The organism is Micromonospora sp. NPDC051300, assembly GCF_044455315.1.
Taxonomy (GTDB): domain Bacteria; phylum Actinomycetota; class Actinomycetes; order Mycobacteriales; family Micromonosporaceae; genus Micromonospora; species Micromonospora robiginosa.
Genome location: NZ_JBITEP010000037.1, coordinates 14,305 through 35,765 on the forward strand (window position 1 = coordinate 14,305; position 21,461 = coordinate 35,765).

A 21,461-nucleotide genomic window follows, 5' to 3' on the forward strand; every position below is an offset into this window, starting at 1 on the left:
GGTGGGTGGGCGCCGGGCGGGGAGGCGTGCGGGGCCAAACGGGGCGGATCGGGGTCTTTCTCTCGCCCGCCGGCGTCTGCGCGGCGACGTGCGGCGGTGCGGGACGGGGACCGGGCGGTGGGGGCGTTCGCCTCTGGGCAAAACCGGCCGCGCGATGTCGCAGTCCGTGACTAGGCTTTCGCCGGACCTCGTCCCACCGCGCGCCCCGCGTGCGGCGCCGCCTCCCCTCGGACCGGACCGGAACCAGGAGACTGTCTGTGACCCAGCAACCCGTCGCGACATCGAACAAACTCGACGCCGCGGTGCTCAAGGTGGCCGGCGTCGTCGTGCTCGGCGCGATCATGTCGATCCTCGACGTGACCGTCGTCAGCGTGGCCATCCCGACGTTCCAGAGCGAGTTCGACGCGTCCTACGCGCGGGTCGCCTGGACCATGACCGGCTACACCCTCGCCCTGGCCACGGTCATCCCGCTCAGCGGTTGGGCCGCCGACCGGTTCGGCACCAAGCGGCTCTACATGGTGGCGTTGGCGCTGTTCACCATCGGATCCGGGCTGTGCGCCACGGCCGACTCCATCGGCGAGCTGATCGCCTGGCGGGTGGTCCAGGGCCTCGGCGGCGGCATGCTCATGCCGCTCGGCATGACCATCATGACCCGGGCCGCCGGCCCGAACCGGATCGGCCGGTTGATGGCCGTGCTCGGCATTCCGATGCTGCTCGGCCCGATCGGCGGCCCGATCCTCGGCGGCTGGCTGATCGACACCGCGAGCTGGCACTGGATCTTTCTGATCAACCTGCCGATCGGCGTGGTCGCGCTGATCTACGCCCAGCTCGCGCTGCCGAAGGACGCTCCCGAGCCGTCCCAGTCGTTCGACTTCCTGGGCATGCTGATGCTCTCGCCGGGCCTGGCGCTCTTCCTCTACGGCGTCTCCTCGCTGCCGGAGGCCGGCACGGTCACCGACACCGAGGTCTGGCTGCCCATGCTGGTCGGCGCGGCGCTCGTGATCGCCTTCGTGATCTACTCGTTCCGGCCCCGGCACCCGCTCCTCGACCTGCGGCTGTTCCGCAACCGCAACCTCACCCTCGCGTCGCTGACCCTGTTCGTCTTCATCATCGCGTTCATGGGCGCGGGCCTGCTGTTCCCGAGCTACTTCCTGCAGGTCCGGGGCGAGACGACGCTGACCGCCGGCCTGCTGATGGCGCCGCAGGGCATCGGCGCGATGCTCACCATGCCGATCGCCGGCATGCTCGCCGACCGGGTGCCGGTCGGCCGGACGGTGCCGTTCGCGCTGGTGCTCATCGCGGCCGGGTTCTTCACCTTCACCCAGCTCGGCACCGACACGTCCTACCTGCTGCTCTGCGGCTCGCTGTTCGTGATGGGCCTCGGCATGGGCGGCACCATGATGCCGATCATGACCTCGGCGCTGAAGACGTTACAGGCCGCGGAGGTGGCCCGCGGCTCGACGCTCGTCAACATCCTCCAGCAGATCGGCGGATCGGTCGGCGCGGCGGTGATGTCGGTGATCCTCACCAGCGAGCTGAACGGCTCGCGCCCGATCCCCGGCGTGACCGATCCGGGCAGCGGCGCCCCGGTGACCGAGGCCCAGCTCGCCATCGCCGTGCAGCAGCAGCCCGAGCTGGCCCAGCAGTTCCCGGTGCCGCCGTCGCTGATCGAGCGCGGGCTCGACTTCGCGGCCAGTTCCTTCGCCACCACGTTCTGGGTGGCGTTCGGTCTGGTGCTCCTCACCTTCATCCCGGCCGCCTTCCTGCCCCGCCGGCGCGAGCCGTCGCACCTGCTCGACGGCGAGCCGGGCGAGGAGCAGCGCCCGATGCCGGTGCCGATCCACTGATCCACGCCCGTCCCCGTGGGGCCGACCGCCGCCGGCGGCCGGCCCCACGGCGTCCCGACCGCCGGCCGGAGTCCAGGCCGCTCTGTTCCGCCCGACTCGCGCCCCACCCGCGGCAGGCCGGCATGCCGGCCGGATCCGCCACCGGCGGACCGGGCAGCGCCTAGGCTCGACGGAGGTGGCGGGGGAGAGGCGGGCACGGTGGGCACAGGCGGCGAGGACCGGTCGGCCCGGCGGCGCAAACGCCTGCTGCTGGCCGTGGTCGGCCTGATCCTGCTGCTGCTCGGTCTCACCGTGGCCAACGGCACTGTCGCCGGCGTCGAGGTGGTGCTCGCCCTGCTGCTCCTGGTGGCCAGCTACGCGATCCAGCGGGTCGCCCGCCGGGAGACCGTCTACCGGAACGGGCGGCGGTGACCGGCGCGACGACCCGGCCGGGCTAGGCTGACCGGCGTGGATCAGGAAGACCGGATCGCGCTGTTCCTCGACTACGAGAACCTGGCGCTGGGTGTGCGGGACCATCACGGCGGTCGGCCGTTCGACTTCCGTCCGATCGGCGACGCCCTGGCCGAACGGGGCCGGGTGGTGGTGCGCCGAGCGTACGCGGACTGGTCGTACTTCGACGAGGACCGGCGGATGCTCACCCGGTCGCACGTCGAGCTGATCGAGATCCCGCAGCGGATGGGCTTCTCCCGCAAGAACGCGGCCGACATCAAGATGGCCGTGGACGCGGTCGAGCTGGCGTTCGAGCGCGGCTACATCTCGACGTTCGTGATCTGCACCGGCGACAGCGACTTCACCCCGCTGGTGCACAAGCTGCGCGAGCTGAACAAGCGGGTGATCGGCGTCGGGGTGGAGAAGTCGACCTCGGCGCTGCTGCCGCCGGCCTGCGACGAGTTCCTCTACTACGACCGCCTCGAAGGGGTGGACGTGCCCCCGCCCGCGGCCCGCCGGGCTCGGCCGGCCCGCTCGGCCGGGACGGCGGCGGCGGAACCGGCGCCGGAGCCGGTGGTGGAGACCGCGCCGGTCGAGGAGGAGCCGTCGCGGGACGTAGACACCCTCGCCGTCCTGCTCGTGCAGACCGTGGCCGGCATGCAGGGCAGTGGCGGCGGTGAGGTGACCGCCTCCGGCCTGAAGCGGGCCCTGCTCCGCAAGGACCCGACGTTCAGCGAGTCGAACTACGGCTTCCGTACCTTCGGCGAGCTGCTGCGGCACCTGGCCGCCTCCAACGTGGTGGAGCTGGCCGCCGGCCCGGCCAAGGGCGACCCGGAGGTGTCGCTGCCCGAGCGGGGTGACCGGGAGGTCGCGTTCGGGCTGCTCCGGTCCGTGGTGGTGGACCTGGCCGGGGAGGGCGGCGCGGTGGCGCTGTCCGGCCTGAAGGACCAGCTCCGGCGCGCCCGGCCGGACTTCAGCGAGAAGAAGCTCGGCTACCGCAGCTTCCTCCAGTTCTGCAAGGCCGCCGCCACGGACGGGGCGGTGGAGCTGCGCTGGAGCGCCGACGACGGCGACTACCTGCTCAGCCCGCAGCCGTCCTGACCGACCCGGCCGGTGGGCTCAGGACGGCCCGCGGACGGCGGTCGGGCTCGGGACGGCCGGTGGGCTCAGGACGGCGGTCGGGCTCGGTGTGACGGTCGGGGTGGGCGCGGCGGGTGAGGGCGGAACCTGACTCGGTACCGGGTCGGTGGGCGTGGCCGGCGGTGGTGTCGGCGCGGACGGCCGGTCGTGGCCGACCGGCGGCGTCGTCGGGCCGGCGGCCGGCGTGCCGCTCCCGCCCGCCCCGACGGCCGGCGGACCGTTGCGGCCCGCCCCGCCAGGCGGCGACTGTCGGGTGGGTGCGCGATCCGGCCGGGGCCGGGACCGGGGAGCAGCGGGATCGCCGGAGGCCCGGGGACCGACCGGGGCTCCGGTGGCCGTGGTGGTGGGCGTGACCGGACCCGTGCCGACTCCACCGTCACCTGGCGCCGAGGCCGCCACCGGGCGGGCCGCGGGCTGGTTCGGCCCGGCGGTGGCCGGCCACGTCCCGGCGGAGGTCGCTCCGAGCAGGACGGCCACCATCGCGGCGCCGGCCGCCACCAGTCGTCCCGGCGGCATCCGGTCGGGCGGGGCGTCACCGGGGCCCAGCGGGCGGGGCGGCCGTGGCCGGGCGGCCCGGTGGGCGGCGCGCAGCGCCTCGACGTCCTGTGCGACCGCGCTTCTCGACCCGGTCGCGTCGGCGTGGGCGAGGGTCAGGTAGAACCGGGCGTTCGGGGCGCCGGGCGCCGGGATTCGCAGCCCGGACGGTGGCCCGCCGTCGGCCCGGTGCAGCAGCGTCACCGGGCGGTCGGGGTGGTGCCCGACGCCCCGCAGCTCACGCAGGGGCCAGTCCTGGTGGACGTCCCGGCCGGCGAAGGCCACCCGCCGGTCGGTCACCACGGCGGCGCCGGTGTCGACCACACGCAAGCCGGCCGGCAGCGGGCCGTCGTCCGGGTCGAGACCGCCGGCAAGGGTTCCGGCGGGCGCGGGCAGACCGGCCAGGTGCCGGGCGGTCGCCTCCACCAGCTCGACGACGGGCAGGACGCGGTAGACGACCTCGCCGTCGTCCAGCGGCACCGGGAGCGGCGTGCCGGGCAGCGCGCGCCCGTGGAACCCGTCCGCCTCGATCCGCAGCCGGTCGAGGTGCTCCGCCCGGCGGCGCCAGTCACGCGCCGCCGTCTCGTACGCCCGGCGGCGGAGTTCGTTCTCGCGGCGCGCCCAGGCCAGCCGTCGCGCCGGATGGGACTCGGTCGGGCCAGGTCGTCTCGCCGTCACACCCCGTACAACGGCGGCCACCGGGCGCGGACACGTGAGCGTGGCTATCATCCGCTTTGGTGGCGTTATGGCCGTGCCTAGACTCGGGGCCATGCCGCGGATCGTCCAGTTGCTGGCCTCGCCGGTGCACCGCTACCTCGGCCGCCCGGCGGACGGGCCCGCCCCGGCGCCGCCCGGCGAGCTGGTCGAGCAGGTGCGCCTGCGGGCCGGCCTCGGTGTCGTCGGTGACCGCTACTTCGGCCGGCCGGCGCACCGCACGGCGAGCGTCACGCTTGTCGCGCAGGAGTCGCTGCCCGCCGGCGTCGACCTCACCCAGCTCCGGCGCAACGTGCTGACCAGCGGCGTCGCTGTCGACGAGCTGGTCGGCCGGGTGCTCACCCTCGACTCCGGCGACGGCCCGGTCCGCCTGCGGGTGCACCGGGCCGCGCCGCCCTGCGCCTGGCTGGACGTGGTGGTCGCGCCCGGCACGTGGAAGGCGATGCGCCGCCGGGCCGGCGTACGCTGCGAGCCGCTCACCGACGGCGTCCTGCGGGTCGGGCCGGTGACCGTCACGGTCGGCGACTGACCGGAGCGCCGGAACTTTCCCCGGCCGCCGGCCGACCAACCTCGGGGTCACCGATCGCCGGATCGGCGGCGAGGTGACGGAGAGGACGCCAGAGATGAACCGAGCGGGGCCGGCGTCCGTACCGTCCGGCATGATCGTGCCGCAGCGGCGGGCGGGTCGCGGATGAGCCCGGACGCCGACGACGAGCAGGTGACCCGGTGGGCCCACCAGGCCGGCCGGGGCGACCAGCTCGCCGCCGCCGCGTTCGTTCGGGCGCTCCAGGGCCCGGTGTGGCGCTTCCTCGCCCACCTCGCCGGCCCGGCCGAGGCCGACGACCTCGCCCAGGAGACATTCCTGCGCGCGCTGCGCAGCCTGCCCGGGTTCGCCGGCCGCTCCTCGGCCCGGACCTGGATCTTCACCATCGCCCGCCGGGTGGCCGTGGACCACGTTCGGGCCGCCACCGTCCGCCCCCGGGTCGCCGCGCTGTCGGACTGGCAGGCCGCCGCCGAGGCGGCCGGGGCGGTCACCGCCGGCGGGGACGACGGCGTCGCGCTGCGCGGGCTCATCGCCGGACTCGCCCCGGACCGGCGGGAGGCGTTCGTCGCCACCCAGGTCCTCGGCCTCTCCTACGCCGAGGCCGCCGAGGTGTGCGGCTGCCCGGTCGGCACCATCCGGTCGCGGGTCGCCCGCGCCCGCGAGGACCTGGTCGCCGCCTGGGCCGGCGACGCCCGCGCCCGCCGGGCCCGCTGATCCGCCGGCCCGTCAGGCGGAAGCAACCCCCGTGGCCCGCACCTGGCGGGCGTCAGGCCGCGCGGCGGTCGCGGGCCTGCGCGGTGTACGGGCCGGGCGGCACCAGCCGCAGCGGCGCCGGCGCGGCCGGCTCCTCGGTGCGCAGCGCCCAGCGCGAGCCGGACGACAGGCGCCGGCCGGGCGGCGTGTCGCCGGGGCGCAGGCCGGGCCGGGACAGCAGCAGCATCACCGCCCAGCCGACCAGCAGGAAGCCGTGGCTGACCAGCCGGGTCATCGCCACCTGCCCGGTGATCAGGTCGTTCACCGACAGCAGGACCAGCGTGGCGACGAACGCGCTGAGCATCGGCAGCAGCCCGGACGGGGTGGACCGGCGCAGCGCGACGTAGAGGAAACCGGCGCCGACCGCCACGTTCCACGCCGCCGACTCGTGCCACAGGTGCTGGCCGGAGGTGTGCGCGTGCGCCACCACCGCCTCCCGGCCGATCTGCGCCAGGCCCAGCACCAACTGCACCGCGCCGAGCAGGCCGAGCGCCGCGCGCAGCCCCCACACCACCCGCTGGCGCCGGCTCGGCCGGGGCGGCGGCGCGGCGGCCAGCACGGACGCCACCAGGTCGGGCACCCGCGGGGCGAGCTGCGTACGGGCCCGGCGGGTGACGGCGGCCGCCGAGTCGAACCAGCCCCGGCACCCGGCGCAACCGCTCAGGTGCGCCTCCGCCGCTTCCGTCTCGGACCGGGACGCCTCCCCGTCCAACTGGGCCGACAGGATCTCCCGCCACTGCTCGCACGCCATGTAGGGATAGTCGTCCGGGCGCCCCGCCTGGTTCCCGCCGGGTGCCGGAACAGGCCGGCGACTACCCCCGGCGGGCGCGGGTAAGCGGGCCGGACCGCCGTGCGGAGGGAGCCAGGTGACACGCGCGTTCGTGAACTGGTCCGGCAGCCTCTCCTTCACCCCGGCGCGGTGGGCCGAACCCGCCGGCGAGGACGAGGTGTGCGCGCTGGTGCGCCGGGCCCGCGACGACGGGCTCACGATCCGCCCGGTGGTCTCGGGGCACTCGTCCAGCCCGCTGGTGCGTACCGACGGGATCCTGCTCGGCCTGGACCGGCTCGCCGGGGTGGTCGCCGACGACGGCCGGACCGCCACCGCCTGGGCCGGCACCACGCTGAAGGCGCTCGGCGAAGGTCTCTACGACGCCGGCCTGGCCATGGACAACCTGGGTGACGTCGACTACCAGTCGATCGCCGGGGCGACCGCCACCGGCACCCACGGCACCGGGCTGGGCTTCGGCAACCTGAGCACCCAGCTCACCGGTGTACGCCTGGTCACCGGCACCGGCGAGGTGCTGGAGATCGCCGCGGACCGCAACCCGGAACTGCTGCCGGCCGCCCGGCTGTCGCTGGGCGCGCTCGGCGTCGTCACCCGGGTCACCCTGGACGTGCAGCCCCGCTACGAGCTGCACCGGCGGTCCTGGTGCGCGCGGCTCGACTGGACGCTCGACCACCTGGCCGAACTCCAGCACACCAACCGCAACATGGACTTCTACTGGTATCCGCGCAGCGACCGGACGCAGATCCGAGTGATCAACCGGGTCGACGAGGCGCGCGACCGGTCGCCGTGGCCCGGCGCGTGCACGCCGGACGGCGCGCCCCGGCAGAGCCAGGTCGGGCCGACCCACCGGACCATTCCCCGGCGCCGGGAGCTGCGGTTCGAGGAGATCGAGTACATGCTGCCCTCGGAGGCGTTCCCGGCCTGCTTCGCGGAGGTGCGCCGCCGGGTGCGGGAGCGGCACCGGCGGGTGGCCGGCTGGCGGGTGCTGGTCCGCACCGTCGCGCCGGACGACATCTGGCTGAGCAACGCCCACGGTCGGCCCACCACCACCATCGCGTGCCTGCAGAACACGACCCTGCCGTACGAGGACTACTTCCACGACATGGAGGCGGTCTTCCGGCACTACGGCGGCCGGCCGCACTGGGGCAAGAAGCACTGGCTCGGCGCGCGGGAACTGCGTCCCCTCTATCCCCGCTGGGACGACTTCCAGGCGGTCCGCCGCCGCCTCGACCCGGACGGGGTGTTCCTCGCCCCGTACCTGGCCCGGCTGCTGGAGGAGTCGTGACGGCGCCGGTCGGCGCCCGGGTGTGGGTGGTGCCCGGCGGGCACGTGCCGTTCCCGGCGCACGGCGTGGAGCCCGAGTTCACCGGCTTCGACCAGCTCTGCGTGCTCAACGCCGGCGGCGACGACGCCGGGCTGACGCTCGACTTCTACTACGAGGACGCCGAGCCGGTCGGGCCGTACCGGCTGCTCGTGCCCGCCCGCCGGGTCCGGCACGTGCGGGTCAACGACCTGATCGACCCGGAGGCGGTGCGGCTGGACCGCCCGTACGGCTGCGTGCTGCGCTCACCGGCGCCGGTGGTGGTGCAGTTCCTGCGCCAGGACACCCGGCTGCCCGGCGTGGTGGCGCTGACCGGCACGATGGCGTACCCGGGGTGAGGTTCGAGCGTGCGGCGGCGGGTACCCCGGCGCATGCGGGGAGCCGGCGACCGGGTACGCGAGGCGGGACGGGCCAGCCGGGAGCGGCTGCGCACGTACTTCATCGTGGCGGTCCAGGCGGGCCTGGCCGCGGCGCTGGCGTGGCTGATCGCGCGCGAGGCGCTCGGCAACCCCGACCCGACGTTCGCGCCCGCCGCGGCGGTAGGTGTCATCGCAGCCTCGTTGGGCGGGCGGACCCGGCGCACGGTCGAGCTGGTCGTCGGCGTGGTCCTCGGCATCGTCGTCGGCGACGCGCTGATCCACCTGCTGGGCACCGGCCCGTGGCAGACCGGCGTGATCGTCTTCCTGGCGGTCACCGCCGCGGTGCTGGTCCGGGGCACCGGCGCGCTGGTCACCCAGGCCGGCGGTACGGCGGTGCTGGTCGCCACGCTCACCCCGGTCTCGCCGGACCTGGAGCTGCCCCGGACGATCAACGCGCTGGTCGGCGGCGCGGTCGGCCTGCTGGTGGTGCTGGTGCTCGCGCCGCTCAACCCGCTGCGCACGGTACGCCGGGTCGCCGACCCCGCGCTGGACATATTCGCCCGGGAGATGACCGCCTCGGCGGAGGCGCTGGCCCGCGGCGACCTGCGCGCCGCCGACGCGGTGCTGACCCGGATGCGCGCCGCCGAACCCGAACTCGACCGGATCGACGAGCTGGTGAGCGCCGCCGACGAGGTGGTCCGCTTCTCCCCGGTGCGGTGGCGCCGCCGGCGGGCGCTGGCCGCGTACCGGCGGGGCGCCGAGCACCTGGACCGGGCGTTCCGCAACAGCCGCGCGCTGGTCCGGCGGGTCGGCACCACGCTGCGCGACGACGAGCCGGTGCCACCGGACCTGCCGGCCGCGCTGGAGCACTTCGGGGCGGCGATCCGGTTGCTGCACCGGGAGTTCCTCGCCGCCCGGGAGCCGCTGGCGGCCCGGGAGCGGGTGCTGCGGGCGGTCCGCGAGGCCGGCGCGGCGTGCCGCCAGGACATCGGGTTCTCCGGCACCATCGTGGTCTCGCAGTTGCGGACCGCCGCCAACGACGTGCTGCGTGCCACCGGCGTGCCGCCGGACGAGGCGCGCCGCCTGGTCCGCCGGGCCGCCGCCGGCCGCGCGCTCTCCGCCTAGCGGCGCTCCGGGCCCTTCGGTACGCGGCCGCCGGCGGGCGCTCGCCCTGGCGCCGACCTCGCCTCCGCGCCTCCGCGCCTCCGCGCCTCCGCGCCTCCAGGCTCTCGCCTTTCGGTAACGGGGCCAGCCTCCCGGGGTCCTCGAGCCGTTAGGAAAGACCCGGGGTTTTTCCGATATGACTGAGAGTCATAATTATGACTGAGAGTCATACCGCAGAAACCGAGTCCATGCAGGGAAGCGGGACGCACCCATGGCGTTCCGGTCACGGCTCGGTGAGCTGGTGGGTGGAACGCTGTGGGTGTCTCCGGAGGGTGGAGACACCCACAGCGTTCCAGTAGTGCGGCGGCGGGGTGGCGGGTGGAGCGCTGTGGGTGTCTCCGGGGGGAGGGGGGTGACAGTGACGCATCGACCGATGCCGTCGGCGGGTGGGCGGCCGGCGGTTAGCATGGGCCGTGCCCGAGCAGCCGACGATCGCCGACGCCACCCTCGCCCGCATCAACGAGGGCGTGCAGGCGCACCACCAGCAGGGTGAGCGGGACGCCGCCCGCGACCTGTTCGCCGAGGTCTGGGACGAGATCGGCGGCGAGCGGGGCGACCCGCTGCACGTGTGCGTCCTGGCGCACGCGATGGCCGACGTGCAGGACGACGCCCGCGAGGAACTGCGATGGGACGAACGGGCGCTCGCGGCGGCCGGCCGGCTCACCGACGCGCGGGTGGCCGAGTCGGGCGTGCCGCTGTCGGTGGCCGCGCTCTATCCGTCGCTGCACCTCAACCTGGCGGAGTGCCACAACCGCCTCGGTGACCTCGACCGCGCCCGGGAGCACCTGCGACATGCGGAGGCGGGGATCGGCGCTCTCGGCGACGACGGCTACGGCATGCTGATCCGGGGCGGGTTGGACCGCCTGCGGCAGCAGTTGGCCGTCGACTAGTCAGGGCGGCGCGCGGCGGGAGCGGTCGAGCCACGACAGGAAGCGGTCCCACAGCACGGCCGGGTCCGGCCCGTCGTGCGGGTCCAGCGCATAGAGGTCGCCGACCGCGTCGTGCAGCGCCCCGGCCAGGTCGACGGCCAACCCGACGGTGTCGCCGGCGTACTCCCGCAGCAGCCCGGCCCGCGCGGCCGGGCACGGCCAGGGGAGTCCGTCGTGGTGGCAGAGCCAGATCGGGCGTACCGGCCGATGCCCGTCCCCGGGCAGGCTCACCGCAACCTCAGCGCCACCGCGCGGGCCTCCTCGTCGCTCAGCGGCAGGAACCACAGGAACCGGCGGACGATCGTCACCGGATCCGGCCCGCCGGGCCGGCCGCGCAGGTCGCGCAGCGCGTGGCGGGTGACCCGGGCGAACTCCGGCAGCAGCGTCGCCCGCCGGGCCGCGTCCGTGGGGACGGACCGCAGCGCCGGGCAGGGCCAGTCCTGCCCGCACCCGTCGCACACCCAGGCCGGCCCACGGGCGCGGTGGGCGACCGGCGGCACGACCCGGCGCGGCAGGCGACGGTACGGCGCGACGGCCGGCTCGCTCGACCGGCGCGACGACGGCACGGGCGGCCGTCCGGCGCGCGGCGGCAGGGGATTCTCGTCGGGCACGGCGCCCTCCCTCCACGGAACGTTGGTGACACTCTGCTGTGGAGGCACTACGGTCGGAAGGGTTCCCCGAGGTCCGGCGGGAGCTGGGAGAACCGCCCGGCCGGTGGGAGGGCCGTGAATTGTCGATCTCTGATCTGGAGCACACTGGATGGCCGAGGTCCCGGGGCCCGTGGCGGGCTTCATCGTTGCCGAGATCCGCCGTGCCCGGGGCGCGTCGGGGATGACGCAGGAGGCCTTCGGCACGCACGCCGGCTTCAGCGCGTCGCACGTCAGCGCCGTGGAGAGCGGCACCCGCGCGCTCACCGTCGACTTCATCCGGGGCGCGGACCGGGCGGTCCGCAACGGAGGGCTCTTCGAGCGACTGGCGACCGAACTGGGCACGCCGGCGTGGTTCCGGCCGTGGCTCGACGCCGAACGCGGCGCGACCCAACTACGCTACTTCGAGCCCAACCTGATCCCGGGGCTCCTCCAGGTGGAGCACTACGCGCGCGTCGTGCTCCGCACCGTCGACAGTCTCACCGACGCCGAGGTGGAGCATCGGGTGTCGACGCGGATGGATCGGCAGGGGATCCTCACCGGGGAGCGACCACCGCAGTTCGTCGCCGTGATCGACGAGGCTGCCGTTCGTCGGGGTGGTGACGGACTCGCGGGGATCATGTCGCAGCAGATCGCCCACCTCATCGGGCTCGCCGAACTGCCACACGTGCACATCCACGTCATCCCGTGCGACAGCGGTCTGCACGTCGGGCTGTCCGGGCCGTTCGCGCTGGCGAGGTCGAGCGACGGCGTGTGGGTGGGACACCTGGAGAACCAACTCGGCGGGGACGTGGTCGACAAGGACGATGACGTGGCTACTCTTCAGGCGCGATGGGAGAGCGTGCGGAACGAGGCCCTACCGCGCCGGCAGTCCATCGACCTGCTGAAGGAAGTGGAGAACCAGCATGGACCTCGGTAACGCTCGGTGGCGCACGTCGACCCGCAGCGGCGCGAGCGGCGGGAACTGCGTCGAGGTGGCCGACAACCTGCCCGGCGTCGTCGCGGTCCGCGACTCCAAGGACCCGACGGGCCCGGCGCTCGCCTTCGCCCCGGCGGCGTGGCGCGCGTTCGTCACGTCCGCCGCCGCTCGCCCCCGGTGAGCCGTGCGATGACTTCGGCCGGGGACGCCGGTCTACCTCCCGACTGAGAGAACCGAGCACCCGGGAGTACGACATGGGCGTCATCCAGATCGAGCTGTTCACCACCCTGGACTTCGTGGCGCAGTCGCCCGGCAGCCCGGAGGAGGACCCGGAGGGGTTCCCGTTCGGCGGCTGGCAGGCGCCGCTGCTGGACGAGGCGACCGGCGCGCAGGTCATGAAGGCGTACGAGGGCACGGACGCGCTGCTGCTCGGCCGGCGGACCTACGACATCTTCGCCGCCTACTGGCCGCACCAGGAGGGCGGCGAGGACAACGCGATCGCCACGCTCTTCAACCGCATCCCGAAGTACGTGGCCTCCCGGGGCCGGCCGGACCTGTCGTGGCAGGGGTCCACCAAACTCGGCCCGGACCTGGCCACGGCGGTACGCGAGGTGCGGGACCGGCACCAGAACGTGAAGGTCGTCGGCAGCCTCGACCTGGTGCAGACGCTGCTGCGGGAGAAGCTGTTCGACCGGATCGACCTCTGGGTGCACCCGATCCTGCTCGGCGTCGGCAAGAAGGTGTTCGACGGCGGGGCGGTGCCCACCAACGTCACGCTCCTGGAACCGCCGGTCGCCAATGCGAAGGGCACCGTCTACCTGCGCTACGGGCTCGCCGACGGCACGCCGGGGACGGGCGACATGGGCGCGCCCGACCGCGGCGTCGGGGACGACGGCTGACCGGGGGTCGGGCGCGGCGGTGGCTCAGAGGCCGAAGAAGTCGAGATAGCCGTCGATCTGGTGGGCCAGCATGGGTTCACCGGGATGCGCGGGCAGGCCCCGGTCGCGGGCGGCGCGCAGCAGTGCCGTCTCCGCGGGGGACATGATGATGTCCGCGACCACCGCCCGCGCCGGCAGCTCCGACACCGGGAACGGCGGCGGGTCACCCGGGCGCAGCCCGACGGGTGTCGCGTTGACCGCGAGGTCGACGTCGGCCAGTCGCGGCCGGGCCGCCGCGTGGACCCGACCCGGGTACGCGGCCGACAGCCGCCCGCCGAGCGTGGCCAGCCGGGCCGGGTCGGTGTCGGCCAGGTACAGCTCGGCCACCCCGGCGTCGAGCAGCGCCACCGCGATGGCGCTTCCCGCGCCGCCGGCGCCCACCAGGCAGGCCCGCCTGTCGCGCGGGTCGTGCCCGGCCGCGACCAGGCCGCGTACGAACCCGTCGCCGTCGAACGTGTCCGCCGTCCAGGTGCCGTCCGCCTCGCGGCGCAGCGCGTTGACGCTGCCGGCCCGGACGGCCCGGTCGGTGGCCCGGTCGGCGAGGCGGAGCACCGCCGCCTTGTGCGGCACGGTCACCAGCATGCCGTGCAGGTTGGTGACCTGCCGCAGCCCGGCCACCACCTCCGGCAGCGCGGCGGCGGGCACGTGCACCGGCACCAGCACCGCGTCCGTGCCCCGCCGGGCCAGCACCGGGTTGAGCAGGCCGGGCGCGCGCACCTGGGCGATCGGGTCGCCGAGCAGCGCGTAGAGGCGGGTGGCGCCGCCGATCGCGCTCACCGCACCGGCTGCGGGTGGCGCAGCGTCCGCAGCGCGCCCGCCCAGGCCAGCACCTCGTCCAGCATGGCGCCGACCGCCTCCCGCTGGTGCGGGCCGGGACGGAAGTCGCGGAACGCCACGAAGTCGGTGTGCAGGGAGAGCGCCACCTGGGAGCGGACCACCGGCACCGACACCTGCCCGAGCACCAGCCGTAGGTGCTCGGCGGCGCGGGTGCCGCCGTGCACGCCGTAGCCGACCAGCCCGGCCGGCTTGTGGTGCCATTCCTGGTAGAGCGCGTCGACGGCGTCCTTGAGCACACCCGGGATCGAGTGGTTGTACTCCGGGGTGACGAAGACGAACGCGTCCAGCGCGCCGACGACAGCGCCCCACCGGCGGATCGCCGGCCGGCTCGACGGCGCCATCGACGGGGGCAGCGGCTCGGCGAAGTGGGGCAGCGGATGGTCCGCCAGGTCGACGACTTCCGCCTCGACGTCGGCGCGGGCGGCGGCGATGTCGCGTACCCAGCGGGCCACCGCGTCGGCCTTGCGGCCCGGGCGGGTGCTGCCGGCGACGACCCCGATCCTGATCATTGGCTGTTCTCCCTGGTCGAGTGCCCGACCCCGACCGGGACCGGGGTGCCCGCGAGGTCGCGGGCGAGGTGCAGCGCGCCGTGCAGCGAGGAGAGCCCGCCGAGCGCGGCGGCGACGACGCGGGGCGCGGGCCGTCCCGGTCGGCCGACGGCGAGCCGCCCGACCTGCGGCACGAAATCGGGCAGCCCGGTGGCGAATCCGCCGCCGACGATCGCCAGGTCGGTGGCGAGCAGTTCGCCGAGGCTCACCACCGCGGCGGCCAGCGCCACGCAGGACGGCTCGATCGCGGCCACTGCCCACTGTCGACAGTCGTCGAGTCCGGCGCGCAGCCGGTGGTGGTCGACCGGCCCGCCGCGCAGCCGGGCCGCGCGACGCAGCGTGGCCGGCCCGGACGCGACCGCCTGGAGGCAGCCGGACCGTCCGCAGTCGCACCGGTCCCCGCCCAGGTCGACCACCATGTGTCCGACCTCGGCGGACGCACCGGCCGGGGCGTTGCGCCCACCGAGCACGATCCCGCCGCCGACGCCGGTGCCGACGCCGAGGTAGAGCACGTCGGCGCGGCCCGCGTGCCGGGCCTCGGCCAGCGCCGCCAGGTCGCCGTCGTCGGCGTACCCGGTCGGGGTGTCGGGGAACAGGCGACGCAGCGCGCCGGCCAGGTCCAGGCCGACCCAGCTCGGCCGGCCGGGCCAGGCCACGACGACGCCGGACCGGTCGACGGTCGCCGGCATGGCCACGCCGACCGCGCCGACCGGGCCGAAGCCGGCGCGCAGCGCGGCCACCTCGGCGGCCAGCACCGCCAGGTCGGCGGCCGGGTCCGCGCCGGCCGGCCAGGTGACGATCCGTTCGTACGCGGGCCGGCCGGCCGCCTCGGCGCGCAGCGCGACCTTCGTGCCCCCGACGTCGACGCCCAGCAGCGCGGCGCCCGGCCCGCCCGTCACGCCGGCCTCAGTGCGCCAGCAGGTGCAGGAACGCCAGCGCGGCCGAGGCGAACGCGAAGAACAACGGCACCATGATCACCTTGCCGTCGTCCTTGGCGCGCAGGTGGTAGGCCACGGCGGCGATCAGCAGCACGGTGACGCCCACCGCGGCGAGCAGGCCGAGCTGCCAGAACTTCAGGCCCAGCAGCAGCCCGGCGACGCCGGCCAGCTCCAGCAGGCCGATGACGCGGGTCAGCCCGGCGGAAACGCCGAGGTGCGACATCCGCTCGCGCATCTGCGCGTTGCCGGTGAGCTTCTGCACGGCCAGCGGGATCAGGATGATGGCCAGCAGGATGGTGAGAACGATGATCGCGACGGTCACGGGGTTCCTCGGGGGTCGGGTCGTCGCGGCGGACGACCGGTACGGGGTGGACGGTCAGGACACGGTCGCGACGAGCGCGCGGGCCGCCAGCCGGTAGCCGAGCGCGCCGAGGCCCACGATCACCCCCGCAGCCAACGGGGCGAGCACCGACTCGTGCCGGAAGCTCTCCCGGGCCCACACGTTGGACAAGTGGACCTCCAGCCACGGGCGGGGATAGTTGGCCAGCGCGTCGCGCAGACTCCAACCGGCGATCATCAACGCGCCCGGGTTCACGATCGCGCCCACCGTCTCATAACTGTCCTGGATGGTACGGATCATCTCGCCCTCGCAGTCGTGCTGTCTCGCGACGACCCGCCACCCCCGACCGGCGACCTCCTCGCCGACCGCCCGCTCGATGTCCGCCAGCGTGTCGGTGCCGTAGATCTCCGGTTCGCGGCTGCCGAGGATGCCCAGGTTCGGGCCGTTGAGCAGGAGCACCTCGGGCACGTTGCACCTCACCGGAATCGGACGACGACAGACCATCGGAGTATCGACGCCGCCCCCGCGCGAAGCCCCGCCGGCAGGGGGCGGTTAGGGGCGGCTAGGGGCCGTTAGGGGAGGTCAGCGCCGTGTCGGCTCGGTTAGCGTCCAGCCGGGCCGTTCCGATCTGGATCAGGGAGTGGGACATCATGAGTGATCTGTCGGCGCCGGAGTTCCCCGAGTGGCCGCAGTTCGGCGACGAGGAACGGACCGGCCTCATCCGGGCCCTGGAACAGGGCCAGTGGTGGCGCGTCGGGGGCAACGAGGTCGACACGTTCGAGGCCGAGTTCGCCGCGTACCACGGGTCGTCGCACGCGCTGGCCGTCACCAACGGCACGCACGCGCTGGAGGTGGCGCTGGAGGTGCTGGGCGTCGGACCGGGCACCGAGGTCATCGTCCCCGCCTTCACCTTCATCTCCTCGTCGCTGGCCGCGCAGCGCCTCGGCGCGGTGGCCGTGCCGGTCGACGTGGACCTGGACACCTACTGCGTCGACCCGGACGCGGTGGCCGCCGCCATCACCGACCGCACCCGCGTGGTGATGCCGGTGCACATGGCCGGCCAGTTCGCCGACATGGACGCGCTCGACAAGATCACCTCCGACGCCGGCGTCGCGCTGCTCCAGGACGCCGCGCACGCGCACGGCGCGCAGTGGCAGGGCCGGCGGGTCGGCGAACTCGGCTCCGTCGCCGCCTTCAGCTTCCAGAACGGCAAGCTGATGACCGCCGGCGAGGGCGGCGCGGTGCTCTTCCCCGACGAGGAGAGCTACGAGAAGGCGTTCCTGGTGCACAGTTGCGGCCGGCCCCGCACCGACCGCGACTACCTGCACCGCACCACCGGGTCGAACTACCGGATGAACGAGTTCAGCGCCGCCGTGCTGCGCGCCCAACTGTCCCGGCTGGACGGTCAGATCGCGGTGCGCGAGCAGCGCTGGCCGTTGCTGGCCAGCCTGCTCGCCGAGATCCCCGGCGTGGTGCCGCAGGGACGCGACCCGCGCGGCGACCGCAACCCGCACTACATGGCCATGTTCCGGATCCCCGGCATCACGCCGGCACGCCGCCGGGCCGTGGTCGACGAGCTGATCGCCAGGGGCGTCCCGGCGTTCGTGGCGTTCCGCGCCATCTACCGCTGCGAGGGCTTCTGGCTGGCCGGCGCGCCGGACGAGACCGCCGAGCAGATCGCCGAACGGTGCCCGAACGTCGAGCAGATCCACGCCGACTGCGTCTGGCTGCACCACCGCACGCTGCTCGGCACCGAGGAGCAGATGCACCGGATCGCCGCCGTGCTCGCCGACGTGCTGGCCGGATGACCGGGCCGCAGCCGGCCGCCGCGCCGGGGCATACCGTCCGGGTCGCGGTGGCCGGTCTCGGCTGGGCCGGGCGGCAGATCTGGCTGCCCCGGCTCGCCGCGCACCACCGGTTCACGGTGACCGCGGTGGTCGACCCGGACGCCGCCGCCCGGGACACCGCCCGCGCCGCGCACGGCGTGCCCGACGCGTACGCCGACGTCGCCGACCTGCCCGCCGACGCCGCCGACCTGGTGGTGGTGGCCGTCCCCAACCACCTGCACGCCGCCGTCGCGGCCCGGCTGCTGCGTCGGGGCGTACCGGTGTTCCTGGAGAAGCCGGTCTGCCTCACCTCCGCCGAGGCCGACGACCTGGCCGACGCCGAGCGCGCCGGCGGCGCGGTGCTGCTCGCCGGCAGCGCCGCCCGCTACCGCGCCGACGTGCGGGCCCTGCTGCGGGCCGTGGTGGACCTCGGCCCGGTCCGGCACGTCGACGTCGCCTGGGTACGCGCCCGCGGGGTGCCCGACGCCGGCGGCTGGTTCACCCGGCGGGACCTCTCCGGCGGCGGCGCGCTCGTCGACCTGGGCTGGCACCTGCTCGACACGGTGCTGCCCCTGCTCGGACCGGCGCCGATCGCGCACGTGGTCGGCAGCGTCTCCGACGACTTCGTCAACGACGGCGCCGCGCAGGCCGCCTGGCGCGGCACCGCCGGGTGCGGTGGACGCGGCGACGTCGAGGACACCGCCCGCGCGTTCCTGCTCACCGCCGACGGCGCGTCCGCCGCGCTGCACGCCTGCTGGGCGTCGCACGAGGCGACCGACCGCACCACCATCTCGGTGCACGGCACCCACGGCTCGGCGACGCTGCGCTGCACGTTCGGGTTCAGCCCGAACCGGGTCGGCGCGCCGGAGCTGATCCGTACCAGCGACGGCGAGACCGTCACGCTGCCGCTGCCCGCCGAGACCATCGGGGCCGAGTACGACAGGCAGCTCGACGCGCTGCCCGGCCTGCTCGCCGACCAGGCCAACCGGGGCGTGGCCGCCGCCGACGCCCGCCGCACCATCGACGCCATCGAACGCGTCTACCGCTGCGCCCGGCCCACCCCGCCGGTGCCCGCGCTGGCGGGAGCGCGCGACCGGTGAGAACCACCGGGCGACCTCACCCTTCGGGAGCAGCCATGAGCCAGCCGCCGTCGACACTCGGCGCCGCCGTCCTCGCCCCGCGTCCGGGCCCGATCCGCGCTGTCGTGTTCGACCTCGACGGGGTCGTGGTCGACAGCTCGGCGGTGATGCGCGAGGCGTTCAGCGTCGCGTACGCCGAGGTGGTGGGCGCCGGGCCGGCGCCGTTCGAGGAGTACAACAAGCACATGGGACGGTACTTCCCGGACATCATGCGGCTGATGGGGCTGCCGCTGGAGATGGAGGCGCCGTTCGTCCGGGAGAGCTACCGGCTGGCGCACCGGGTGCCGCTGTTCCCCGGCGTCCGCGACACGCTCGAGGCGCTGCACGAGCGCGGCGTCCGGATGGCGGTCGCCACCGGCAAGAGCGGCCCACGCGCCCGGTCGCTGCTGGACCTGCTCGGCGTGCTCGGGCTCTTCGACCACGTGATCGGCTCGGACGAGGTGCCCCGGCCCAAGCCGGCGCCGGACATCGTGCTGCGCGCGCTGGAACTGCTCGACATGCCGCCGGGCGTGGCGATGATGGTCGGCGACGCGATCACGGACCTGACCAGCGGCCGCGACGCCGGGGTGACCACGGTGGCCACCACCTGGCACGGCGGTGACGTGAGCGCGCTGCTGGCCGCCGGCCCCGACCTGGTGGCGCACAAGCCGGAGGAACTGCTCACGCACTGCCCGGCGGTGCGCTGAGGCACGACCCGCCGGTGGTGAGGCAGGAACGCGTATTCCTCGTCGTTGAACGACTCGACCGGTTCGCTCATCCCCGCATTGTGCGCCCCCAACGCCCGGAGATGCACCCATGCCGTTCCACCCGCGGGCCGGCTGGACCACGAGTGGAACGCCATGGGCGTCAAAACAGGCCGGAGACACCCATGGCGTTCCACCCACGGGCCGGATGAGGGCGTCGGGCCTCGACCCACGTACGTCGCGGATCGCCCCGGGTCGCGTACCGCCTACATCTCGGCCAGGGCGGCGCGGACCTCGGTCTCCGGCACGTCCGGGACCAACTCGGGACCGCGCTCGCCGTCCAGCACGAAGGTCAGGCCGGCGGTGGACTTCTTGTCCCGGCGCATGAACGCGATCAGCTCGTCGGCGTCCACGCCGGACGGGAGCGCGGTGTCCAGGCCGTAGCCGGCCACCACCTCGTGGTGCTCGGCCACCCGCTCGGCGGGAATCCGACCGAGCCGGCCGGCCAGCCGCCCGGCGAACACCGTGCCCACGCCGACCGCCTCGCCGTGCCGCAGCCGGAAGTCGGTGGCCCGCTCCAGCGCGTGGCCGAGCGTGTGACCGTAGTTCAGGATGTGCCGCAGCCCGGCGTCGCGCTCGTCGGCGGCGACCACCCGGGCCTTGAGCGCCACGCACGCGGTGATCTGCTCGGTCACCGTCCGGCCGCGCAGGTCGCCGGCACCGATGAAGTGCGCGCGGGCGATCTCGCCGTAGCCGTTGCGCCGCTCCACCTCCGGCAGCGTGGTCAGGTGCTCGGTGTCGCAGAGCACCGCGCGCGGCTGCCAGTAGACGCCGACGAGGTTCTTGCCCTCCGGCAGGTTCACCGCCGTCTTGCCGCCCACGCTGGCGTCCACCTGGGCCAGCAGCGACGTCGGCACGTGGATCACCGCGACGCCCCGGTGGTAGAGGCCGGCGGCCAGGCCCACCACGTCGGTGGTGGTGCCACCGCCGCAGGAGACCACCGCGTCCGCGCGGGTCAGCCCGAACTCGGCGAACGCCCGGCCCAGTGCCTCCACGGTGGACAGCGTCTTGTCGTGCTCGCCGTCGCGGGCCGGCACCACCCGGTGCGGCACACCCGGGTCGGGCGTCCACTCCGGCGGCCGGGCGGACACCACCACGACCCGGCGGGCGCCGAGCCGGGCCACCTCCGCGGCCAGCCGGTGCCGCACGCCCGGGCCCACGAGCACCGGGTACGCGCGCTCGCCCAGCTCCACGTCGACGCGTTCCACTGTCATCCGGCCCTCCCACGTGTCGCGGCGACGCTCTGCCCGGCCAGCCGCAACGCCAGCGCGGCGAGCGAGTCGACGGCCGGGTCGATGCCCCAGCGGCGGTGGCTGAGCTGGGCGTGCTCGGCGACCAGGAAGCCGCGCGGCGCGGCCGGGTGGTCCTCGGCGACCACCTCGGTGACCCGGTCCAGATAGCCGCGCCAGGCCACCGACACCGGATCGTCGGCGAGCGGCAGGTCGGCGGCGGCCAGCACGATCTTGTCCACGCCGGCCTGCGCCTGGGCGGCGAGGTCCCGGCGCTGCGCCCCGGTCAGCGCGCGGCTGCGGTCCTGCCAGTGCAGGAACAGGAAGGCCGCCCGGTCGCCGGCCGGCAGCAGGCCGCACAGGTGCCGCAGGTGTGCCACCGCGAGCGGCAGCTCCAACCCGGCCAGCCACGGCGGCTCACCGCCGAGCAGGCCCAGCGCCACCTCGCTGCCGGCGTGGGCGAGCGGTCCGCCCCGGGCCGGGTCGCGCACCGCGTACGCCGGTGGCGCCGGCCGGGCCACCGGGCCGAGCCGGTCGCGGGCCAGGTCGAGCGCGGCGGGCCCGGCGTGCAGGCCCAGCCGCAACCGGGTCGGGCCGGGGAAGTCGAGCCGGTCGAAGAACCAGCAGCCGCCCGGGTCGGCGGCGCGCAGCTCGGCCACCAGCCCCGCCAGCACCGTGCCGACCACCTCGGCCGCCCGCGCGTCGACGCATCCCCCGCCGGGCACGGCGAGGTCGGCGAACAACCAGGAGCGTTCCATGGCACCTCGACTGTCGGCGGTGGGTACGCGGCGTCCTCGGGGCGTGCCCATCATGGCCGCGCCGGCCCGCCGGAGAGC

The 21,461-nt window shown here is 75.1% G+C and carries 26 protein-coding genes; 15 read left to right on the forward strand and 11 right to left on the reverse strand.

Annotated elements, in window-relative coordinates:
- Positions 1 to 257: 257 nt before the first annotated feature.
- From ACIA5A_RS27810 to ACIA5A_RS27820, 3 genes are all read left to right on the forward strand, one after another.
- The gene (locus tag ACIA5A_RS27810) at positions 258 to 1,847 is read left to right on the forward strand and encodes a DHA2 family efflux MFS transporter permease subunit (RefSeq protein WP_396767389.1); all 1,590 of its coding nucleotides are present in this window, start codon (positions 258 to 260) and stop codon (positions 1,845 to 1,847) included.
- 198 nt (positions 1,848 to 2,045) lie between these two features.
- Positions 2,046 to 2,258: a hypothetical protein gene (locus ACIA5A_RS27815; RefSeq protein WP_396767390.1), complete on the forward strand. Its 213-nt coding sequence runs from the start codon at positions 2,046 to 2,048 to the stop codon at positions 2,256 to 2,258.
- Between the two features lie 36 nt (positions 2,259 to 2,294).
- Positions 2,295 to 3,377, forward strand: coding sequence for an NYN domain-containing protein (locus ACIA5A_RS27820; protein ID WP_396767391.1), 1,083 nt, complete (start codon positions 2,295 to 2,297; stop codon positions 3,375 to 3,377).
- 18 nt (positions 3,378 to 3,395) lie between these two features.
- Here ACIA5A_RS27820 and ACIA5A_RS27825 read toward each other — a convergent pair whose 3' ends face one another.
- Positions 3,396 to 4,628 carry a hypothetical protein gene (locus ACIA5A_RS27825; RefSeq protein ID WP_396767392.1) on the reverse strand — a complete coding sequence of 411 codons (1,233 nt, stop codon included), beginning with the start codon at positions 4,626 to 4,628 and terminating at the stop codon, positions 3,396 to 3,398.
- Positions 4,629 to 4,719: 91 nt separating this feature from the next.
- On the opposite strand from ACIA5A_RS27825, the gene ACIA5A_RS27830 reads away from it, so the two are divergent.
- Both ACIA5A_RS27830 and ACIA5A_RS27835 read left to right on the forward strand, forming a co-directional pair.
- Positions 4,720 to 5,193 carry an MOSC domain-containing protein gene (locus ACIA5A_RS27830; RefSeq protein WP_396767393.1) on the forward strand — a complete coding sequence of 158 codons (474 nt, stop codon included), beginning with the start codon at positions 4,720 to 4,722 and terminating at the stop codon, positions 5,191 to 5,193.
- Positions 5,194 to 5,355: 162 nt separating this feature from the next.
- Positions 5,356 to 5,922 carry a sigma-70 family RNA polymerase sigma factor gene (locus ACIA5A_RS27835; protein ID WP_396767394.1) on the forward strand — a complete coding sequence of 189 codons (567 nt, stop codon included), beginning with the start codon at positions 5,356 to 5,358 and terminating at the stop codon, positions 5,920 to 5,922.
- 52 nt (positions 5,923 to 5,974) lie between these two features.
- Here the strand turns inward: ACIA5A_RS27835 and ACIA5A_RS27840 are convergent, their stop codons facing one another.
- Positions 5,975 to 6,712, reverse strand: a complete 738-nt coding sequence (locus ACIA5A_RS27840) for a zf-HC2 domain-containing protein (RefSeq protein WP_396767395.1) — start codon at positions 6,710 to 6,712, stop codon at positions 5,975 to 5,977.
- 115 nt (positions 6,713 to 6,827) lie between these two features.
- Here ACIA5A_RS27840 and ACIA5A_RS27845 point away from each other — a divergent pair, with 115 nt between their 5' ends.
- The 4 genes from ACIA5A_RS27845 (at position 6,828) to ACIA5A_RS27860 (ending at position 10,482) form a co-directional block, all read left to right on the forward strand.
- On the forward strand, positions 6,828 to 8,033 hold the full coding sequence (locus ACIA5A_RS27845; RefSeq protein ID WP_396767396.1) for a D-arabinono-1,4-lactone oxidase: 1,206 nt from the start codon (positions 6,828 to 6,830) through the stop codon (positions 8,031 to 8,033).
- The gene (locus ACIA5A_RS27850; RefSeq protein ID WP_396767397.1) at positions 8,030 to 8,407 is read left to right on the forward strand and encodes a sensory rhodopsin transducer; all 378 of its coding nucleotides are present in this window, start codon (positions 8,030 to 8,032) and stop codon (positions 8,405 to 8,407) included. The genes ACIA5A_RS27845 and ACIA5A_RS27850 overlap by 4 nt, the downstream gene beginning before the upstream one ends.
- A 9-nt stretch (positions 8,408 to 8,416) precedes the next feature.
- Positions 8,417 to 9,553 carry an FUSC family protein gene (locus tag ACIA5A_RS27855; RefSeq protein ID WP_396767398.1) on the forward strand — a complete coding sequence of 379 codons (1,137 nt, stop codon included), beginning with the start codon at positions 8,417 to 8,419 and terminating at the stop codon, positions 9,551 to 9,553.
- Between the two features lie 452 nt (positions 9,554 to 10,005).
- Positions 10,006 to 10,482 (forward strand): hypothetical protein, encoded by a 477-nt coding sequence (locus ACIA5A_RS27860; RefSeq protein ID WP_396767399.1) that lies wholly within the window; start codon positions 10,006 to 10,008, stop codon positions 10,480 to 10,482.
- On the opposite strand, the gene ACIA5A_RS27865 is transcribed toward ACIA5A_RS27860, so the two are convergent.
- Together ACIA5A_RS27865 and ACIA5A_RS27870 are read right to left on the reverse strand one after the other, a co-directional pair.
- A complete protein-coding gene (locus ACIA5A_RS27865; RefSeq protein ID WP_396767400.1) occupies positions 10,483 to 10,752 on the reverse strand; it encodes a hypothetical protein in 270 nt (89 codons plus the stop codon).
- Positions 10,749 to 11,132 (reverse strand): hypothetical protein, encoded by a 384-nt coding sequence (locus ACIA5A_RS27870; RefSeq protein ID WP_396767401.1) that lies wholly within the window; start codon positions 11,130 to 11,132, stop codon positions 10,749 to 10,751. The genes ACIA5A_RS27865 and ACIA5A_RS27870 overlap by 4 nt, the downstream gene beginning before the upstream one ends.
- Before the next feature lie 148 nt (positions 11,133 to 11,280).
- Here ACIA5A_RS27870 and ACIA5A_RS27875 point away from each other — a divergent pair, with 148 nt between their 5' ends.
- The 3 genes from ACIA5A_RS27875 (at position 11,281) to ACIA5A_RS27885 (ending at position 12,986) form a co-directional block, all read left to right on the forward strand.
- The gene (locus tag ACIA5A_RS27875; RefSeq protein ID WP_396767402.1) at positions 11,281 to 12,087 is read left to right on the forward strand and encodes a helix-turn-helix domain-containing protein; all 807 of its coding nucleotides are present in this window, start codon (positions 11,281 to 11,283) and stop codon (positions 12,085 to 12,087) included.
- Complete coding sequence (locus ACIA5A_RS27880; protein ID WP_396767403.1) at positions 12,074 to 12,268, forward strand: DUF397 domain-containing protein; 195 nt, start codon at positions 12,074 to 12,076, stop codon at positions 12,266 to 12,268. The genes ACIA5A_RS27875 and ACIA5A_RS27880 overlap by 14 nt, the downstream gene beginning before the upstream one ends.
- Positions 12,269 to 12,341: 73 nt before the next feature.
- Positions 12,342 to 12,986, forward strand: a complete 645-nt coding sequence (locus ACIA5A_RS27885) for a dihydrofolate reductase family protein (protein ID WP_396767404.1) — start codon at positions 12,342 to 12,344, stop codon at positions 12,984 to 12,986.
- Positions 12,987 to 13,010: 24 nt separating this feature from the next.
- Here the strand turns inward: ACIA5A_RS27885 and ACIA5A_RS27890 are convergent, their stop codons facing one another.
- From ACIA5A_RS27890 to ACIA5A_RS27910, 5 genes are read right to left on the reverse strand one after another with little or no spacing between them, the layout of a single operon-like run.
- Entirely contained in the window at positions 13,011 to 13,802 is a 792-nt protein-coding gene (locus ACIA5A_RS27890) for a shikimate dehydrogenase family protein (RefSeq protein WP_396767405.1), read from the reverse strand.
- A complete protein-coding gene (locus ACIA5A_RS27895) occupies positions 13,799 to 14,371 on the reverse strand; it encodes an NADPH-dependent FMN reductase (protein ID WP_396767406.1) in 573 nt (190 codons plus the stop codon). The genes ACIA5A_RS27890 and ACIA5A_RS27895 overlap by 4 nt, the downstream gene beginning before the upstream one ends.
- Positions 14,368 to 15,309 (reverse strand): ROK family protein, encoded by a 942-nt coding sequence (locus ACIA5A_RS27900; RefSeq protein WP_396767407.1) that lies wholly within the window; start codon positions 15,307 to 15,309, stop codon positions 14,368 to 14,370. The genes ACIA5A_RS27895 and ACIA5A_RS27900 overlap by 4 nt, the downstream gene beginning before the upstream one ends.
- Positions 15,310 to 15,316: 7 nt before the next feature.
- Positions 15,317 to 15,670, reverse strand: a complete 354-nt coding sequence (locus tag ACIA5A_RS27905; RefSeq protein ID WP_396767408.1) for a DoxX family protein — start codon at positions 15,668 to 15,670, stop codon at positions 15,317 to 15,319.
- 54 nt (positions 15,671 to 15,724) lie between these two features.
- Entirely contained in the window at positions 15,725 to 16,156 is a 432-nt protein-coding gene (locus ACIA5A_RS27910) for a type II 3-dehydroquinate dehydratase (protein WP_396767409.1), read from the reverse strand.
- Positions 16,157 to 16,338: 182 nt separating this feature from the next.
- Between ACIA5A_RS27910 and ACIA5A_RS27915 the strand changes: the two genes are divergently transcribed.
- The 3 genes from ACIA5A_RS27915 to ACIA5A_RS27925 are packed head-to-tail and all read left to right on the forward strand — an operon-like array spanning position 16,339 to position 19,339.
- Complete coding sequence (locus ACIA5A_RS27915) at positions 16,339 to 17,496, forward strand: DegT/DnrJ/EryC1/StrS family aminotransferase (RefSeq protein ID WP_396767410.1); 1,158 nt, start codon at positions 16,339 to 16,341, stop codon at positions 17,494 to 17,496.
- The gene (locus ACIA5A_RS27920; protein WP_396767411.1) at positions 17,493 to 18,614 is read left to right on the forward strand and encodes a Gfo/Idh/MocA family protein; all 1,122 of its coding nucleotides are present in this window, start codon (positions 17,493 to 17,495) and stop codon (positions 18,612 to 18,614) included. Before ACIA5A_RS27915 ends, ACIA5A_RS27920 begins: the two co-directional genes overlap by 4 nt.
- Positions 18,615 to 18,649: 35 nt before the next feature.
- Entirely contained in the window at positions 18,650 to 19,339 is a 690-nt protein-coding gene (locus ACIA5A_RS27925; protein ID WP_396767412.1) for an HAD-IA family hydrolase, read from the forward strand.
- A 263-nt stretch (positions 19,340 to 19,602) separates the two neighbouring features.
- Here ACIA5A_RS27925 and ACIA5A_RS27930 read toward each other — a convergent pair whose 3' ends face one another.
- On the reverse strand, positions 19,603 to 20,610 hold the full coding sequence (locus ACIA5A_RS27930; protein WP_396767413.1) for a 3-dehydroquinate synthase family protein: 1,008 nt from the start codon (positions 20,608 to 20,610) through the stop codon (positions 19,603 to 19,605).
- A complete protein-coding gene (locus tag ACIA5A_RS27935; protein WP_396767414.1) occupies positions 20,607 to 21,383 on the reverse strand; it encodes a hypothetical protein in 777 nt (258 codons plus the stop codon). The genes ACIA5A_RS27930 and ACIA5A_RS27935 overlap by 4 nt, the downstream gene beginning before the upstream one ends.
- Positions 21,384 to 21,461: the final 78 nt, after the last annotated feature.

Excerpts from the sequence above, each read along its gene's own strand:
- ACIA5A_RS27830 (WP_396767393.1), top strand. The coding sequence starts at position 4,720 with ATGCCGCGGATCGTCCAGTTGCTGGCCTCGCCGGTGCACCGCTACCTC.
- ACIA5A_RS27835 (WP_396767394.1), top strand. The coding sequence starts at position 5,356 with ATGAGCCCGGACGCCGACGACGAGCAGGTGACCCGGTGGGCCCACCAG.
- ACIA5A_RS27840 (WP_396767395.1), bottom strand. The coding sequence starts at position 6,712 with ATGGCGTGCGAGCAGTGGCGGGAGATCCTGTCGGCCCAGTTGGACGGG.
- ACIA5A_RS27875 (WP_396767402.1), top strand. The coding sequence starts at position 11,281 with ATGGCCGAGGTCCCGGGGCCCGTGGCGGGCTTCATCGTTGCCGAGATC.
- ACIA5A_RS27880 (WP_396767403.1), top strand. The coding sequence starts at position 12,074 with ATGGACCTCGGTAACGCTCGGTGGCGCACGTCGACCCGCAGCGGCGCG.
- ACIA5A_RS27885 (WP_396767404.1), top strand. The coding sequence starts at position 12,342 with ATGGGCGTCATCCAGATCGAGCTGTTCACCACCCTGGACTTCGTGGCG.
- ACIA5A_RS27895 (WP_396767406.1), bottom strand. The coding sequence starts at position 14,371 with ATGATCAGGATCGGGGTCGTCGCCGGCAGCACCCGCCCGGGCCGCAAG.
- ACIA5A_RS27915 (WP_396767410.1), top strand. The coding sequence starts at position 16,339 with ATGAGTGATCTGTCGGCGCCGGAGTTCCCCGAGTGGCCGCAGTTCGGC.
- ACIA5A_RS27920 (WP_396767411.1), top strand. The coding sequence starts at position 17,493 with ATGACCGGGCCGCAGCCGGCCGCCGCGCCGGGGCATACCGTCCGGGTC.
- ACIA5A_RS27925 (WP_396767412.1), top strand. The coding sequence starts at position 18,650 with ATGAGCCAGCCGCCGTCGACACTCGGCGCCGCCGTCCTCGCCCCGCGT.
- ACIA5A_RS27930 (WP_396767413.1), bottom strand. The coding sequence starts at position 20,610 with ATGACAGTGGAACGCGTCGACGTGGAGCTGGGCGAGCGCGCGTACCCG.
- ACIA5A_RS27935 (WP_396767414.1), bottom strand. The coding sequence starts at position 21,383 with ATGGAACGCTCCTGGTTGTTCGCCGACCTCGCCGTGCCCGGCGGGGGA.